The 14,833-nt window shown below is 55.7% G+C and carries 11 protein-coding genes, 2 tRNA genes and 3 rRNA genes; 12 read left to right on the forward strand and 4 right to left on the reverse strand.

Annotated elements, in window-relative coordinates:
- Nucleotides 1-45: 45 nt before the first annotated feature.
- The 3 genes from ACI0FG_RS00360 to ACI0FG_RS00370 are packed head-to-tail and all read left to right on the forward strand — an operon-like array spanning nt 46 to nt 1,299.
- The gene (locus tag ACI0FG_RS00360; protein ID WP_419786579.1) at nt 46-213 is read left to right on the forward strand and encodes a hypothetical protein; all 168 of its coding nucleotides are present in this window, start codon (nt 46-48) and stop codon (nt 211-213) included.
- Nucleotides 214-230: 17 nt separating this feature from the next.
- Nucleotides 231-671, forward strand: a complete 441-nt coding sequence (fliJ, locus tag ACI0FG_RS00365) for a flagellar export protein FliJ (RefSeq protein WP_419786580.1) — start codon at nt 231-233, stop codon at nt 669-671.
- Nucleotides 595-1,299, forward strand: a complete 705-nt coding sequence (locus tag ACI0FG_RS00370) for a MotE family protein (RefSeq protein ID WP_419786581.1) — start codon at nt 595-597, stop codon at nt 1,297-1,299. Before fliJ ends, ACI0FG_RS00370 begins: the two co-directional genes overlap by 77 nt.
- A gap of 128 nt (nt 1,300-1,427) precedes the next feature.
- Here ACI0FG_RS00370 and ACI0FG_RS00375 read toward each other — a convergent pair whose 3' ends face one another.
- Entirely contained in the window at nt 1,428-1,880 is a 453-nt protein-coding gene (locus ACI0FG_RS00375; protein WP_419786582.1) for a flagellar assembly protein FliX, read from the reverse strand.
- A 299-nt stretch (nt 1,881-2,179) separates the two neighbouring features.
- Between ACI0FG_RS00375 and ACI0FG_RS00380 the strand changes: the two genes are divergently transcribed.
- The 4 genes from ACI0FG_RS00380 to ACI0FG_RS00395 all read left to right on the forward strand — a co-directional run bounded on the left by ACI0FG_RS00380 (nt 2,180) and on the right by ACI0FG_RS00395 (nt 5,132).
- A complete protein-coding gene (locus tag ACI0FG_RS00380; RefSeq protein WP_419786583.1) occupies nt 2,180-2,620 on the forward strand; it encodes a universal stress protein in 441 nt (146 codons plus the stop codon).
- Between the two features lie 102 nt (nt 2,621-2,722).
- Nucleotides 2,723-3,820 carry a histidinol-phosphate transaminase gene (gene hisC / locus ACI0FG_RS00385; RefSeq protein ID WP_419786584.1) on the forward strand — a complete coding sequence of 366 codons (1,098 nt, stop codon included), beginning with the start codon at nt 2,723-2,725 and terminating at the stop codon, nt 3,818-3,820.
- Entirely contained in the window at nt 3,813-4,475 is a 663-nt protein-coding gene (cmk, locus tag ACI0FG_RS00390; protein WP_419786585.1) for a (d)CMP kinase, read from the forward strand. The genes hisC and cmk overlap by 8 nt, the downstream gene beginning before the upstream one ends.
- Before the next feature lie 330 nt (nt 4,476-4,805).
- Nucleotides 4,806-5,132, forward strand: a complete 327-nt coding sequence (locus ACI0FG_RS00395; RefSeq protein ID WP_419786586.1) for a carboxymuconolactone decarboxylase family protein — start codon at nt 4,806-4,808, stop codon at nt 5,130-5,132.
- 89 nt (nt 5,133-5,221) lie between these two features.
- Here ACI0FG_RS00395 and ACI0FG_RS00400 read toward each other — a convergent pair whose 3' ends face one another.
- The 3 genes from ACI0FG_RS00400 to ACI0FG_RS00410 form a co-directional block, all read right to left on the reverse strand.
- Nucleotides 5,222-5,830: a hypothetical protein gene (locus ACI0FG_RS00400; protein ID WP_419786587.1), complete on the reverse strand. Its 609-nt coding sequence runs from the start codon at nt 5,828-5,830 to the stop codon at nt 5,222-5,224.
- A gap of 102 nt (nt 5,831-5,932) precedes the next feature.
- Nucleotides 5,933-6,364 carry a hypothetical protein gene (locus ACI0FG_RS00405; protein ID WP_419786588.1) on the reverse strand — a complete coding sequence of 144 codons (432 nt, stop codon included), beginning with the start codon at nt 6,362-6,364 and terminating at the stop codon, nt 5,933-5,935.
- 40 nt (nt 6,365-6,404) lie between these two features.
- Nucleotides 6,405-8,699 carry a hybrid sensor histidine kinase/response regulator gene (locus tag ACI0FG_RS00410; RefSeq protein ID WP_419786589.1) on the reverse strand — a complete coding sequence of 765 codons (2,295 nt, stop codon included), beginning with the start codon at nt 8,697-8,699 and terminating at the stop codon, nt 6,405-6,407.
- 583 nt (nt 8,700-9,282) lie between these two features.
- Here ACI0FG_RS00410 and ACI0FG_RS00415 point away from each other — a divergent pair.
- The 5 genes from ACI0FG_RS00415 (at nt 9,283) to rrf (ending at nt 14,261) form a co-directional block, all read left to right on the forward strand.
- Nucleotides 9,283-10,835 (forward strand): 16S ribosomal RNA (locus ACI0FG_RS00415).
- A gap of 58 nt (nt 10,836-10,893) precedes the next feature.
- Nucleotides 10,894-10,970, forward strand: a tRNA-Ile gene (locus ACI0FG_RS00420).
- 12 nt (nt 10,971-10,982) lie between these two features.
- Nucleotides 10,983-11,058: transfer RNA gene (locus ACI0FG_RS00425), tRNA-Ala, on the forward strand.
- 84 nt (nt 11,059-11,142) lie between these two features.
- A 23S ribosomal RNA gene (locus ACI0FG_RS00430) occupies nt 11,143-14,079 on the forward strand.
- Between the two features lie 67 nt (nt 14,080-14,146).
- Nucleotides 14,147-14,261, forward strand: a 5S ribosomal RNA gene (rrf, locus tag ACI0FG_RS00435).
- Together the 16S, 23S and 5S rRNA genes with 2 tRNA genes alongside form the textbook arrangement of a ribosomal RNA operon.
- Nucleotides 14,262-14,833 lie beyond the last annotated feature (572 nt).

The following is a 14,833-nucleotide window of genomic DNA, read 5'->3' on the forward strand; positions in this document are numbered from 1 at the left end:
CGTATAAACGGCGTGCCGTTTTTCTTTTATTAAAAGGAGGCTGCCGTGCAGATCAGCGAAAGCGAAGCCAAGTTCAAGTTCTGTCCCTTGCTCAAGACAGCGGATGACAAGATGAAGATGTGTCAGGGATCCATGTGCATGATGTGGCGGTGGGTCGATGACCTGAAGGAAACCGGATATTGCGGTCTGGCGGGAACGGTGCACAGCCGCTAGGAGGCGGATAAAAGAAAATGGGAAAGCCCTTTTCATTCAAGCTGGAGAAGGTGCTCGACTACCGCGCCCAGCTGGAGGAGCAGGCCAAGGGCGAGTTGGCCAAGGCGCAGCGGGCGCATGATACGCAACTCAAGGCCGTGGACGAACTTGGCCTGAGGCTGCAGGAGCACCTGGCGAACGAGGTGGACGCACGTAAAAGCGTCAATGATATGTGGCTGTGGCGGCAGTACAAGGAGGCCTTGCAGCAGGATATTGTGCGTGAGAAGGGGACGTTGCAACTCTTGGAACTTAAATTGCAACAATCCCGCCTGAACGCCGTGGAGCGGTCCAAAGACCGAAAGCTGCTGGATAAACTCAAGGAAACCCAAGCCCGAAAATACCATGAAGAAGCAAGCGCCAAAGAAGAAAAAGAAAACGACGAAATGGCGGCTCTTCGCCACAAATCTCAAGATTTCTAGAGTCTTCATCAGCCTGATTATTCTGGCTCTGATGAAGCTGGCCGTGCTGGGAATGGCGAGTGTCGATTCCCTGACACCCACCATCCTGAAGACGGTGATTCCGGATTCGGTGGCCGTGGCCGCGCAGCCTGCCGCAGCCAAATCCGATACGCCGGTTGCCGACAAGGCCAACTCCCAGGCAAACCAGAGTGCCAAGCGGGAGGCCCAGGCCGACAAGACGGCGGATGCCGCCCGTACCGAGCAGGACCTGCCCGAAGAGTGGAAGGCCCTCAAGCGCAAGCAGGAGGAGCTGGCCATTCGGGAGCGCAACCTGAAGGAGCTGGAGACTTCCATCCGCGCCGAGGCGGCCAAGGTGCAGAAGATGCACGACGAGATCAAGTCCATGCTGGACGAGGCCAAGCAGATCAAGGATAAGCGCGTCAAGCAGCTGGTGGATATGCTTTCCAACACCAAGGCCAAGAAGGCGGCGGAAATTCTCCAGTCCATGGACATGGAGCTGGCCGTCAAGGTCCTGTCCGGAATGCGCGGGCGCCAGGCGGGCGAGATTCTCTCGTTCGTGGAGGCCAAGAAGGCCGCCGATCTCTCCGAACGGCTGACGCAGTTGCAGATGCCTTTCGAAGGCCAATAGCCCATTTTGATATCAGAGAAAAAACGGAGCGCCCCGTACCGCAGTGTCGGTACGGGGCGCTCGCGTGTTCGGCGATCGAGAGTTGGGGCCGGTCCGGCATGGCCGGGCCCGGCGGGGATCGATAACGGCTAGATGTAGTCGCCCCGGTTGAACTTGAACTGTTCGGTGGCGGTCACGGTTTCCAGGTCGTTGACGATGGACTGCAGGCCCGGCGCAAGCTGTGTGCCGCTTTCCTTGAGGGAGGCTACACCTTCGGCTATGCGCCCGAGCGATCCATAGGCTTCCTTGAGTCCGCCTTGGGGATCGGCCAGGGCCGCTGCATAGTTGTCCAGTTCATCGAGCATGGATTCAACCTGTCCCGTTGCCCCAGCGTCGCCCATAGCGTCTATGGACTGAACGGACTGGATGTTCAGCATCGGGTTGACCACTTGCGGGGCGGCAAGGCTGGTCGTCTGGACCTGGGTCTTCGAGACTTCCTGGCTGAGGATGTCGCCGAAGTTCTGGTCCGTCTGTTGCGCCCTGTTCTGCCTTCTCGCTTGATCCTGTGAGAGGCCCTCGATCTGGTCAGGACGGATCTTCATGATTCACACTCCTATCCTGTGTTTTGCCTGTAACATGCAGAAGATATGCCAATCATAGTGTGTTGACAACTTGCCGAAAAGTATTATTTTTTTATCAAAATATCCCGGCAAAAAATGCCGTTTCGCCTCGACGGTTGTTGCCCCATTGTCCCGCCGAGGATACGTGAGAAGAAAAGGGTTGTCTATGGCAGGCGGCTCTGGCAGTAAAAAGAGTAGGGGAAGATCCTGAGTCAGGATCAGTCCCGGGGGAAGAGCGGACGGCATTCGATATATGGTCGCAGAGACCAAGGAGGTATCACATGGCCGAAATCAAGAAGATTCTTTGTGCAGTCGATTTCTCGGATTACAGCACCGAAGTGGCTAACTACGCCAAGCTGATGGCCAAGGGCGGCAACGCCCAGGTGGTGGTGCTTTACGTGGCACCCTCGCTGAGCCAGTACGTGGGCTTCCACGTCCCGCCCAGCTCCATCGAAAGCTTTGTCGGCGAGATCGTCACTGGTGCGGAAGACACCATGAATGAATTCGTCAAGGACAACTTCGAAGGCGGCAGCGTGACCGGGAAGGTCGTGGCGGGGTATCCGGCCGAGGAAATCCTGGCCATTGCCGAAGGTGAAAACTGCGACATGATCGTCATGGGCACGCATGGCCGCAAGGGGATTGATCGTATCCTCTTCGGTTCCGTGGCCGAAAAGGTGGTCAAGTCGTCCAAGGTCCCCGTGCTCACGGTTCGCCCCAGCTAGCGGGCAGGTGCTCCTCTTTACGGAGGAGTGGAAAGGATATACAGAGGAACGGCTTCGGCCGTTCCTTTTTTTTCGGCCACATGCATAAGAGAGAGTGTAATCATGAAAGAATTTTCCGTCCGTCCCGAAATTATGGACTTCAAGCCCTATGTCCCCGGCCTGACCATCGAGCAGATTCAGGAGCGCTATGGCTTGACCTCGGTCATCAAACTGGCCAGCAACGAGAACCCGCTGGGGGCCTCGCCCGTGGTACAGAAAGTCGTCTGCCGCAATGCGGAACGGCTGTTTCGCTACCCCCAGAACCATACGCCGCGCCTGGTTTCCGCCATCAGCAAGCTGGTGGAAGTGCCGGAGGAGTCCATCCTGGTGGGCAACGGTTCGGATGAAATCATCGACATGCTGATCCGCATGAAGGCCGCGCCCGGCGACAACATCGTCTGCTACGAGCATTGCTTCTCCATGTACCGCATGTGCGCCAAGCTTTCCGGCGTGGAGTATCGTGAAGTGCCTCGCGGCGAGGACTACGAGCTGCCGCTGGACAAAATGGCCGAGGCTGTGGACGAGCGTACGGCCATGGTTATTGTCACCAGCCCGGATAATCCCACCGGACTGGCCGCCACGGTGGAGGATCTCACCGTGATGGCGGGCGTGTTGCCGCCCGACTGCCTGCTGGTGGTGGACGAAGCCTACATCGATTTTGTTTGGCCGCCGGAGTCCTACACGCCGGCGCAGGCCTATGACCGCTTCGAGAATCTGGTGATTCTGCGTACGTTCTCCAAGGCCTATGGCCTGGCTGGAATGCGTGTCGGGTACGGCATTCTGCCGCCCGCCCTTGCCGAGCTGCTGCGCAACGCGCGTATCCCCTTTACGGTCAATCTGTTGGCAGAAGAGGCAGCCCTCGCCGCCCTGGAGGATGACACCTTTTATAATGCGACCTTGGAATTGGTCATGCGCGGCCGGGAGTATTTTACCACCGAGCTGACCAAACTCGGCTGCAAGGTGTGGCCCAGCCAGTCCAACTTCGTCATGTTCCAGCCGCCCAAGGATGCCAAGTCCGTTTTCGAGGAACTGTTGGTGCGCGGCATTATCGTCCGCTATCTGGGCAGCTTCGGCCTTGGGGACTGCATTCGCGTCAATATGGGCACGGATGCGGAGAACAAGACCTTCATCGAGACCATGGCCGAGGTGCTGCATGGCTGAGCCGCTCATCGTCACCATTGACGGTCCGGCTGGGGTGGGCAAATCCACCATGGCCAAACGGCTGGCTCGTGAGCTGTCCATTCCCTATCTGGATACCGGTGCCATGTTCCGGGCCGTGGCCTGGAAGCTGGGTGAGGGAGCCTGGGAGTGGGATGAAGCAAGGCTGGATACAGCCTTGCGCGGGTTCGACTTCTCCCTGTCCGGCTCCGGGGACCAATCCGTCCTCTCGTTGAACGGAGTGCCCATAGGGGATGAAATCCGCACCGAGCAGGTAGCCATGTGGGGGTCCAATGTTGCTACCCTGCCTGTGGTGCGGTCCAATCTCAAAAGGGCGCAGCAGATGCTCGGTGCCCGGTTTTCCCTGGTGGCCGAAGGCCGCGACATGGGCACGGTCATCTTTCCGGCTGCAAAGCGGAAGTTTTTTCTGGATGCCTCGGTGGAGGAGCGGGCGCGCCGCCGTTTCCTGCAGCTGGAGGCATTGGGCAAACCCGCAGATGAGAATGATCTGCGCGAGCAGATTGCCCGGCGCGATGCTCAGGACCGCAACCGGGCCGTGGCCCCGCTGAAGGCTGCGGACGATGCCGTGACCATCGACACCACCGTGCTGTCGCCGGATGAAGTGTTCCAGACATTGCTGGATGGCGTGAACGTCTGATCTTTCGGTTAGAGTACCAATATTCTCTTTTTTGTTATATGGTGGGGTCCCGTCCGCATGTTCGGTCGGGGCCTTTCTTGCGTTTGGGGAAAATCCTATGCCGAGAGTGGGCTGAATTCCGTGGGAAGTAACGAAAAGTTGTCAAAATGCACAATAATGTTCTCGCGAATGCAACAAAAAACGTATTTTTTCCGCTTTACATGCGTTTTCTTTGCATGTAGTCCAGAGCCACCCAATCGGGACTCTCTCTCATAGGGCCCCCGGTCCGGACCTCCCTTGTCCGGGCCGGGGACTGTACAAATCGCAGCACAAGCCCAAGGAGTCACCGTCATGGCAGATCCTTCCGAAAAAGCCACCGAACTTTTCCGTCAGATGAACAAGAACCGAAGGGACGTCTTCAAGGCGTACCAGGGGTTTACCGCAGCCATCAAACAGGGCAGCGCCATTGAGGACAAGTACCAGTCCCTGATCCTCATCGCCTGCTCCATCATGGCCCAGTGCGACATGTGCATTTCGCTCCATGTTCAGAACGCGGCCGTGCACGGGGCCAGCCGGGACGAGATCATCGACGCGGCCCTGTTGGCCGTGGCCATGGGCGGTTCGCCGCGCATGATGTACATGCGCTATGTGTACGAGGAGCTGGACAAGCTTTTCTAGTATGTCCGCAGCGGAAGAACGTAAAAGGCCGCCGGTTTTACCGGCGGCCTTTTACGTGGCAGCGGTGATTGCGAGGGCGTTTGTCCCGATCAGCGGATGAGGATGTAGCGGGCGTCGTTGACTTGGCTGCCATATACCTTGACCTGATATATCTCCACCTCGTCGTCGCCGATGGCACGCAGGGTGATGTTCCGGGCCGGGCGGCCGACCAGCACCTGGTACCATTTGCCGTGCCGTTCTATGTCGATGTCTTGGGCCACGGGGAGATCGTCGGCATAGACGGTGACCTTGCCCTCGTGCTTGTGGCCGAGGTTGTCGTCGGCGTAGAAGAGCACCTTGTCCACATCGGTCAGGCGGTGCAGCGAAAGGATGATTTCCGGAAATGAATCGCGCGGGCATCTGTCGCCGCCCATGCAGTAGGGCCTTTCGGGCGAAAAACGGAGCACCATCCCCTGGGCGATGTCCTCTTTGAGCTGTGCCTCTTCCCGTTGTTTTTGTTCCGCACGGCGCAGTTTTTCCCGCTCCAGTTTGTTTTGTTCATCCTGCTTTCTGGCTTCCAGCTTTTGTTCCGGGGTGAGCTGGTTCCACTCCGCGTCGCTTATTCCCAGCGGATGGGACGCGCAGGCGGAAAGCAGAAGGGCGAGACAGATGCAGCAGCAGATTCGGGCACAGGTGGCGAGGCGGCGGGTGCGGATCAAGGGAACTCTCCTATTACATATTATATATACCTTGTCGGAGACTAGCGTATGGCGGCCTGTCGGGCAACAGGCCGGGAAGCGATCCCGCAGGATTCCGTTTTTCTAGTTCCGGAAAATCTGTTTGATATCCCGACTGACCGTGAAGCTCTTGAGCGCCCAGCCGTCGGTTGCGTGATAATAGTATAAGTCGAAGAGGTAGGGCACTGTCTTGAAGAGCACGACATATTGAAGGCGCATCAGGGACCGGCCCGCCCTACGGGCGAGGATGAGTTCATAGCCCAGCGGAGGGCCCTGCTGTTTGACCAGCTGGAAATAGTCGAACTGTACCTTTTCCATGGAGGACTGGGAATAGTGCCCTTTGGAAAAGAGGATCTTAAATCCTCTCTGGGCATCGCCTTCCATTAGCGCTGTCATCACGGATTCGCCATGGAAGCGGGGCGTTTCCGCCTGCCAGGCTCCCCCATCCTGCGCCTTGGCGGGCAGAGCGGACATAAGCAACGCCAGACATATTGTGGTGACGGCGAGTGCGCGCATGACTTCCCTCCTGAATGGTTGAACAGTTTTGATGCGGTTATTAGTTCTGGTTCCGGGGGCCGCTGCCGTCGCCGAGGTATTCGGCTACAGCCTGCCGGAGCATAGTCTTGGTCAGCGGCTTGGGCAGGTAGCCGTTGCAGCCGCTCTGGCGGCATCGCCGTTCGGATTCGGCCAGGGCATGGGCCGTCACGGCCAGGATGGGCGTGGGGGGCAGGCCTGCTTCCCGCTCCCGGGCACGAATGGCCTCGGTGGTCTGGTAGCCGTCCATGCCGGACATTTCTATATCCATCAATATCAGGTCATAGGGCTGCTCGGCGTGCATGGTGAGGGCCTGCTGGCCGTTCTCCGCCGTCTCCAGCCGGTGGGGCATGTCCTTGAGGAAGATGGAGAACAGGAGACGGTTCCGCTCGTCGTCCTCCACCAGCAGAATTCGCCCGGAGGCGGGGAGATGTGTCTCCTGCGGGCCCTCTGGCAGATTGGGGTCCTTGCATGCCTCGGGATCGGGACTGATGGTGAACCGGATGGTGAAGGAAAAGGTGGCCCCCTGCCCGGGAGCACTTTGCACCCGGATGTCTCCGCCCATGGCCCGGACAAGGCTCCGACAGATGGCCAGGCCCAGCCCGGTGCCGCCGTATTGGCGCGAGGTGGAGTCGTCGGCCTGGGTGAAGTTGCCGAAGATGGCTTCCTGCTGGCTGGCCGGGATGCCTATGCCGGTGTCGGCCACCGCAAATTCCAGATCTACCCGCTCGGCTCCCGCATCATGTGCCCGGGATACCGTCTTGACCGTGAGGTAGATGCTTCCGGTGCGGGTAAACTTCAGGGCGTTGCTCAGGAGGTTTACCAGCACCTGGGTCAGGGCCGTGGGGTCGCCGAACAGGCAGGGCGGCACCGAGTCTTGTACGTTGCAGGTCAGTTCAAGACCTTTGTCCCGAGCTTCCAGGGAGAAGACGTCGCAGGTCTTTTGCGCCATTTCCGCCGGGTTGAACCCGACCATGAAGAGGCGGAACTGACCGGCCTCGAAACGGGAGAGATCGAGCACGTCGCGCACCAGTTCGCGCAGGTGTTCGCCGGAGTTGCGGAGCAGGGTGATGAGTTGCTGCTGGTCGCTGGACAATCTTGTTTCGGCGAGCAGTTCGCTGGCGCCGAGGATGGCATTCATCGGCGTGCGGATTTCATGGCTCATGCGCGCCAGAAAGTCGCTTTTGGCCTGGGTGGCGGTTTCCGCGGTTTCCCGGGCCGTGTTCAGCTTGCGCGCCACCACCAGCCCGATGAAGAAGGCCAGGGTGACGGCGACCATGGCGATAAGGATGTTGTTTGTCCGGTTGGACTTGATGGCCCCCAGATAGTCGTTCTCCGGCATGTATATGCCGATGATCCAGGGCCACTGGGAATCGGAAAAGGGGGCGAACATGGCGTTGTATTGCTCGCCGCCGAGGCTGAAGCTGGTAAAGACCGGGCTGGTCAGTGTCAGGTGGCCTTCCTCCATGTGCAGAGAGCGGTAGGCCTCTTTCGCCACCGGATCATCGAGTTCGGAGATGCGGGTCAACCGGGCCTTCTCCCCATCCTGCGCATGGCGCAGCTGTTTGAGAACCGGGTAGGCTATGATCGAACCGTCCCGGGAAAGGATGAATGCCCGGCCGTGCTCGCTGACGTGCAGCCGAGAGATGAAGTTGGAAAGCTCGTCTATTTCTATATCAACGCCGACCACACCCTTGAATCCGCTGCCGAGTGAGACCGGGCTGGCTGTGGTGATGCCGGGCTTTTGCGAAGTGAAAAATATGTAGGGCCTGGTCCAGATCAGTTCTCTGGTGGCGTGTGCCTCGGTGAACCATGGCCGGGTGCGGGGATCATAGGTGTCGGTAGGGTCCTCCTCCCGCCGCAGCAAAAAGCCTTCGGCCGAGGTGTATACCTTTTCCACCTGCCGTTTGCCGTTGCGGATGCGGATGAACTTGGTGAACAACCCGTCGGGAGAAAGGGCGTTGTAGCGGGAGACCATGGTGAAGTCGCCATTGGCGGAGCCATAGTATATGCCGGAGAACTGCGGGTTCAGGGCGAGCTGCTGGGTGAAGTAGGCGGCCATGGATGCCGTCCGGTCACTGTTGACCACTCCGCTTTGAGAAAGGCTGCGGGTCAGGCTTGCCGCCTTGCGTGCGGGTTCCAGGTATCCCTGCGACTTGTCGATGGTATAAGATGCAATGTTCTCCATGATGGTGCGGGCGTGCCGCTCCAGCACAGACCGCGAGGTAAGGGAGGATGACACGATCAAGAGTATGGCGAAGACGAGAATCAGCCCGGTGAAGGCGAAGGTCAGTCCGTATTTGGCGGGAATCCTCATGCGGGGGGGCTCCTTATGCGTCGTATAGATATACATTACTATGGCTGTTTTGAAAGAGCGATATGAATGAATAGTGGCCTTTGTTCGACTGAAAAGGGATTCGAGGTGAAAAAGTGTTAATAAATTAATTAAATATTTTAGTTAGTTATAATAAATAACACAAAGGCTGCAAAAAAAGCGCTTGACCTGTGTGGACGTTTACCCTAGAACTCCTCTTCGCCGCGAGGGAACGCCTCAAAGGATGTCCCGGACGGCTTGTTCTTTCTCAATCATATTGAATGGTTGGCCTCGAAAAAAAATCGTAAAAGATGAAAAAAGAGGTTGACGAGAGAAAGCGGACGAACTAAGTTCTCCCTCCCACCAAGCGGTGGGACCTGATCCCGGATCGACGAAAAAAAGTTGAAATAAGGGTTGACGGTGACGGGGCGAAGGTTTAGCTTCCCCTTCCTGCCTGACCGGCAGGCGTTCTTTGAAAGAAGGACAATGGTCTTTGACAATTAAATAGCGAGTTGAGCAAATAGATCACAAATCACAGCCCGTTTAAGACGAGAGTGAGAAGTGATCAAATCATCTCCAAGTTTATCAACTGGAGAGTTTGATCCTGGCTCAGATTGAACGCTGGCGGCGTGCTTAACACATGCAAGTCGTGCGAGAAAGTTCTCTTCGGAGAATGAGTAGAGCGGCGCACGGGTGAGGAACGCGTGGATAATCTACCCTTTTGATCGGGATAACAGCTGGAAACGACTGCTAATACCGAATAATCTGCATATTTAACTTTATGTGGTAAAGATGGCCTCTATTTATAAGCTATCGCTTAAGGATGAGTCCGCGTCTCATTAGCTTGTTGGTGGGGTAATGGCCTACCAAGGCAACGATGAGTAGCTGGTCTGAGAGGATGATCAGCCACACTGGGACTGAAACACGGCCCAGACTCCTACGGGAGGCAGCAGTGGGGAATATTGCGCAATGGGGGAAACCCTGACGCAGCGACGCCGCGTGTAGGAAGAAGGCCTTCGGGTCGTAAACTACTGTCAGGAGGGAAGAAACTGTTAGGGTACAATATGCCCTTTCACTGACGGTACCTCCAGAGGAAGCACCGGCTAACTCCGTGCCAGCAGCCGCGGTAATACGGAGGGTGCGAGCGTTAATCGGAATCACTGGGCGTAAAGCGTGCGTAGGCTGCGCTGCAAGTCAGGCGTGAAAGCCCTCGGCTCAACCGAGGAATTGCGTTTGAAACTGCAGCGCTAGAGTCTCGGAGAGGTTGGCGGAATTCCAGGTGTAGGAGTGAAATCCGTAGATATCTGGAGGAACACCGGTGGCGAAGGCGGCCAACTGGACGAGTACTGACGCTGAGGTACGAAAGCGTGGGTAGCAAACAGGATTAGATACCCTGGTAGTCCACGCTGTAAACGATGGATATTAGGTGTCGGGGTTAACACTTCGGTGCCGCAGTTAACGCGTTAAATATCCCGCCTGGGGAGTACGGTCGCAAGGCTGAAACTCAAAGGAATTGACGGGGGCCCGCACAAGCGGTGGAGTATGTGGTTTAATTCGATGCAACGCGAAGAACCTTACCTAGGCTTGACATCCTGAGAACCCTCCCGAAACGGAGGGGTGCCCTTCGGGGAATTCAGAGACAGGTGCTGCATGGCTGTCGTCAGCTCGTGCCGTGAGGTGTTGGGTTAAGTCCCGCAACGAGCGCAACCCCTATTGTCAGTTGCCATCACATAATGGTGGGCACTCTGATGAGACTGCCCGGGTCAACCGGGAGGAAGGTGGGGACGACGTCAAGTCATCATGGCCCTTACGCCTAGGGCTACACACGTACTACAATGGTGCATACAAAGGGCAGCGAGACCGCGAGGTGGAGCAAATCCCAAAAAATGCATCCCAGTCCGGATTGCAGTCTGCAACTCGACTGCATGAAGTTGGAATCGCTAGTAATCCCGGATCAGCATGCCGGGGTGAATACGTTCCCGGGCCTTGTACACACCGCCCGTCACACCACGAAAGCTGGTTCTACCCGACAATGGCAGACTAACCCTCGGGAGGTAGTCATCTACGGTAGGGCCGGTAATTGGGGTGAAGTCGTAACAAGGTAGCCGTAGGGGAACCTGCGGCTGGATCACCTCCTTTATAGAGTAAGCTCAACTCGCTATTTAATTGCAAGGACGATTGTCTTTGCGCGGCCAGGGGGCCTATAGCTCAGTTGGTTAGAGCGCACGCCTGATAAGCGTGAGGTCGATAGTTCAAATCTATCTAGGCCCACCACGCTTGTCTTATGGGGGTGTAGCTCAGCTGGGAGAGCATCGGCTTTGCAAGCCGAGGGTCGTGGGTTCGAGCCCCTCCACCTCCACCATAGTGTGGTTAGTGGAAGGAATCACCCTCCCGCCGCAAAAGATCTTTGACAGTTGAATAGGGTAAGAAGAGAGAATTCCTAGTTAAATAAGTTACTAAGGGCACAAGGTGGATGCCTTGGCACTAGGAGGCGATGAAGGACGTGACAGGCTGCGATATGCCTCGGTGAGGAGCCAAATATCCTATGACCCGGGGATTTCCGAATGGGGAAACCCACATGGATTCATATCCATGTATCCCTTAGCTGAATACATAGGCTTTGGGAGGCGAACGGAGGGAAGTGAAACATCTCAGTACCTCCAGGAGAAGAAATCAAAAGAGATTCTGGTAGTAGCGGCGAGCGAACCCGGAACAGGCCAAACCAATGGGTTTCGATCCATTGGGGTTGTAGGGCTGACATAGTCGATCCATGATTAGATAAGGGAACAGGTTGGGAAACCTGGTCGTAGAGAGTGAAAGCCTCGTACCTTAAATTGAAAGTGGCGTAGTCAGTACCTGAGTACCGCGAGACACGTGAAACCTCGTGGGAATCTGGGAGGACCATCTCCCAAGCCTAAATACTCCCTAGTGACCGATAGCGTACCAGTACCGTGAGGGAAAGGTGAAAAGAACCCCTGTTAGGGAAGTGAAATAGAACCTGAAACCATGTGCCTACAAGCTGTGGGAGCGGACTTGTTCCGTGACCGCGTGCTTTTTGCATAACGGGCCAGCGAGTTACTCTGTATTGCAAGGTTAAGCGTAAGTGTAGCCGTAGCGAAAGCGAGTCTGAATAGGGCGCCAAGTAATGCGGAGTAGACCCGAAACCGGGTGATCTATCCATGAGCAGGCTGAAGCTTGAGTAAAATCAAGTGGAGGGCCGAACCAGTATCGGTTGAAAACGATTTGGATGACTTGTGGATAGGGGTGAAAGGCCAATCAAACCCGGTGATAGCTGGTTCTCCCCGAAATATATTGAGGTATAGCGTGTGATTAGTTTTGCGGAGGTAGAGCACTGACAGGGCTAGGGGCCTCACCAGGTTACCAACCCCTATCAAACTCCGAATGCCGTAAAATGATGTCATGCAGTCAGGCTGCGGGTGCGAAGGTCCGTGGCCAAAAGGGAAACAGCCCAGACCAACAGCTAAGGTCTCTAAATCAATGCTAAGTGGAAAAGGTGGTGGAGTTGCTTATACATCCAGGAGGTTGGCTTAGAAGCAGCCATCCTTTAAAGAAAGCGTAATAGCTCACTGGCCTAGCGATTCTGCGCCGAAAATGTAACGGGGCTAAGCATTGTACCGAAGCTTTGGGTTCGTAGCTTGTCTACGAGCGGTAGGGGAGCGTTCTCAGATGGGACGAAGGTGAACCGTAAGGTTTGCTGGACTAATGAGAAGTGAATATGCTGGCATGAGTAACGATAAAACAAGTGAGAAACTTGTTCGCCGTAAACCTAAGGTTTCCTGGGTAAAGTTAATCTTCCCAGGGTAAGTCGGCCCCTAAGGCGAGGCAGAAATGCGTAGCTGATGGGAAACAGGTTAATATTCCTGTACCTGTATACGTGTGCGATGGAGGGACGCAGGAGGATAGATGATCCGGGTGTTGGATATCCCGGTGCAAGCGCGTAGGCTTGTGGAGCAGGCAAATCCGTTCCACTTCGGCCGAGACGTTATGCCGAGTCTTTAATCGACAGAAGTCATTTATTCCACGCTGCCAAGAAAAGCTTCTAAGTTTAGCGTATGCAGACCGTACCGCAAACCAACACAGGTAGGTGGGTCGAGTAGACCAAGGCGCTTGAGAGAACTCTGGTTAAGGAACTCGGCAAAATGACCCCGTAAGTTCGCGATAAGGGGTGCTCAAGTTCGTGATCCTGTTTACCAAGTGAGCGGATTTGAGACGCAGGAATCGGGGGGGGCGACTGTTTACTAAAAACATAGGTCTCTGCTAAGTCGTAAGACGATGTATAGGGACTGACGCCTGCCCGGTGCTGGAAGGTTAAGAGGTGAGGTCAGACTTCGGTCGAAGCCTTAAATCGAAGCCCCAGTAAACGGCGGCCGTAACTATAACGGTCCTAAGGTAGCGAAATTCCTTGTCGGGTAAGTTCCGACCTGCACGAATGGCGTAACGATCTCCCCACTGTCTCAACCAGAGACTCAGTGAAATTGAATTCCCGGTGAAAATGCCGGGTACCCGCGGAAGGACGGAAAGACCCTGTGCACCTTTACTGCAGCTTGACATTGGTATTTGATTATTCATGTGTAGGATAGGTGGGAGACTTTGAAGCGGTATCGCCAGATATCGTGGAGTCACCCTTGAAATACCACCCTTGAATACTTAGATATCTAATCCAATGCCGTGATCCGGCTTGGAGACATTGTCTGGTGGGTAGTTTGACTGGGGCGGTCGCCTCCTAAATAGTAACGGAGGCTTGCAAAGGTTCCCTCAGGCTGATTGGAAACCAGCCGTTGAGTGCAAAGGCATAAGGGAGCTTGACTGTGAGACAGACATGTCGAGCAGGAACGAAAGTTGGTCTTAGTGATCCGGTGGTTCCGAATGGAAGGGCCATCGCTCATAGGATAAAAGGTACGCCGGGGATAACAGGCTGATCGCATCCAAGAGTTCACATCGACGATGCGGTTTGGCACCTCGATGTCGGCTCATCACATCCTGGGGCTGAAGCAGGTCCCAAGGGTACGGCTGTTCGCCGTTTAAAGTGGTACGCGAGCTGGGTTTAAAACGTCGTGAGACAGTTTGGTCCCTATCCTCCGTGGGCGTAGGAGAATTGAAGAGGGTCTGCCCCTAGTACGAGAGGACCGGGGTGGACGAACCTATGGTGTTTCTGTTGTCACGCCAGTGGCATTGCAGAGTAGCTATGTTCGGCACGGATAACCGCTGAAAGCATCTAAGCGGGAAGCCATCCTCAAGATAAGTTCTCCCTGGACATTAGTCCCTGAAGATCCCTTGAAGACCACAAGGTTGATAGGCCGGAGGTGTAAGTGTGGTGACACATTCAGCTGACCGGTACTAATAGATCGTGCGGCTTATTTAACAAATTATGGAATTCTCTCTTCTCCCTATTGACTATATATCTCGAACCCTATGGTTCACCAAATTTTCTTGGTGCCCAAGGAGGAGGGGGTACACCCGGTCCCATTCCGAACCCGGTAGTTAAGCCCTCCATCGCCGATGATACTGCATGGTAGCGTGTGGGAAAGTAGGTCGGTGCCAAGGAATGTTTCAAAGGCCTCAGTCAAATGACTGAGGCCTTTTCTTTTGCCCAATCATCCGCCATCAACCCCCGCATCGGCTGCACTCCCCCCATCCAGCCATCCGAATCCTCATCCGCACCCCGCACCCCGCACCCGACTCCCACTGGTGCACCAAAAAGCTCTGTGATACCCTGACGTTGTTGCCGCTTACTTGCGGCGGCATCGTCGCGGTGACGCCTTACCACTTCATCCTCCTAACATATAGCATTTCGGAGAAAACTTTTGGTTAGGCGTTGTGCCCCACGTGTGGTGGAAGTGGTGAAGTCGCTAATAGAGGATTTTTCAAAGATGCAGCCCCTTCGCATTCTGCTAAGACTTGTTCATCATTCGGTGGTACAGGAAGGGTTGATAAGGATTTTAGGGAGCCTGCACCGAGGTAGCCAAGCCTTTAAGTCTTAAATGATCAGTTTTTCCGGTTCAGTATTTTGCTCTGGAGTACACCCGGCCCCATTCTGAATCCGCGTAAATCCTCCATCGCCGTGATTGTATGGTCGCGTAGAAAAGTAGGGCCGAGCTAAGGAGGTACAATGGCCT

Source organism: Pseudodesulfovibrio sp. 7M6, from assembly GCF_050058625.1.
Taxonomy (GTDB): Bacteria; Desulfobacterota; Desulfovibrionia; order Desulfovibrionales; family Desulfovibrionaceae; genus Pseudodesulfovibrio; species Pseudodesulfovibrio salinus.

Excerpts from the sequence above, each read along its gene's own strand:
- fliJ (WP_419786580.1), top strand. The coding sequence starts at position 231 with ATGGGAAAGCCCTTTTCATTCAAGCTGGAGAAGGTGCTCGACTACCGC.
- ACI0FG_RS00370 (WP_419786581.1), top strand. The coding sequence starts at position 595 with ATGAAGAAGCAAGCGCCAAAGAAGAAAAAGAAAACGACGAAATGGCGG.
- ACI0FG_RS00375 (WP_419786582.1), bottom strand. The coding sequence starts at position 1,880 with ATGAAGATCCGTCCTGACCAGATCGAGGGCCTCTCACAGGATCAAGCG.
- ACI0FG_RS00380 (WP_419786583.1), top strand. The coding sequence starts at position 2,180 with ATGGCCGAAATCAAGAAGATTCTTTGTGCAGTCGATTTCTCGGATTAC.
- hisC (WP_419786584.1), top strand. The coding sequence starts at position 2,723 with ATGAAAGAATTTTCCGTCCGTCCCGAAATTATGGACTTCAAGCCCTAT.
- cmk (WP_419786585.1), top strand. The coding sequence starts at position 3,813 with ATGGCTGAGCCGCTCATCGTCACCATTGACGGTCCGGCTGGGGTGGGC.
- ACI0FG_RS00395 (WP_419786586.1), top strand. The coding sequence starts at position 4,806 with ATGGCAGATCCTTCCGAAAAAGCCACCGAACTTTTCCGTCAGATGAAC.
- ACI0FG_RS00405 (WP_419786588.1), bottom strand. The coding sequence starts at position 6,364 with ATGCGCGCACTCGCCGTCACCACAATATGTCTGGCGTTGCTTATGTCC.
- ACI0FG_RS00410 (WP_419786589.1), bottom strand. The coding sequence starts at position 8,699 with ATGAGGATTCCCGCCAAATACGGACTGACCTTCGCCTTCACCGGGCTG.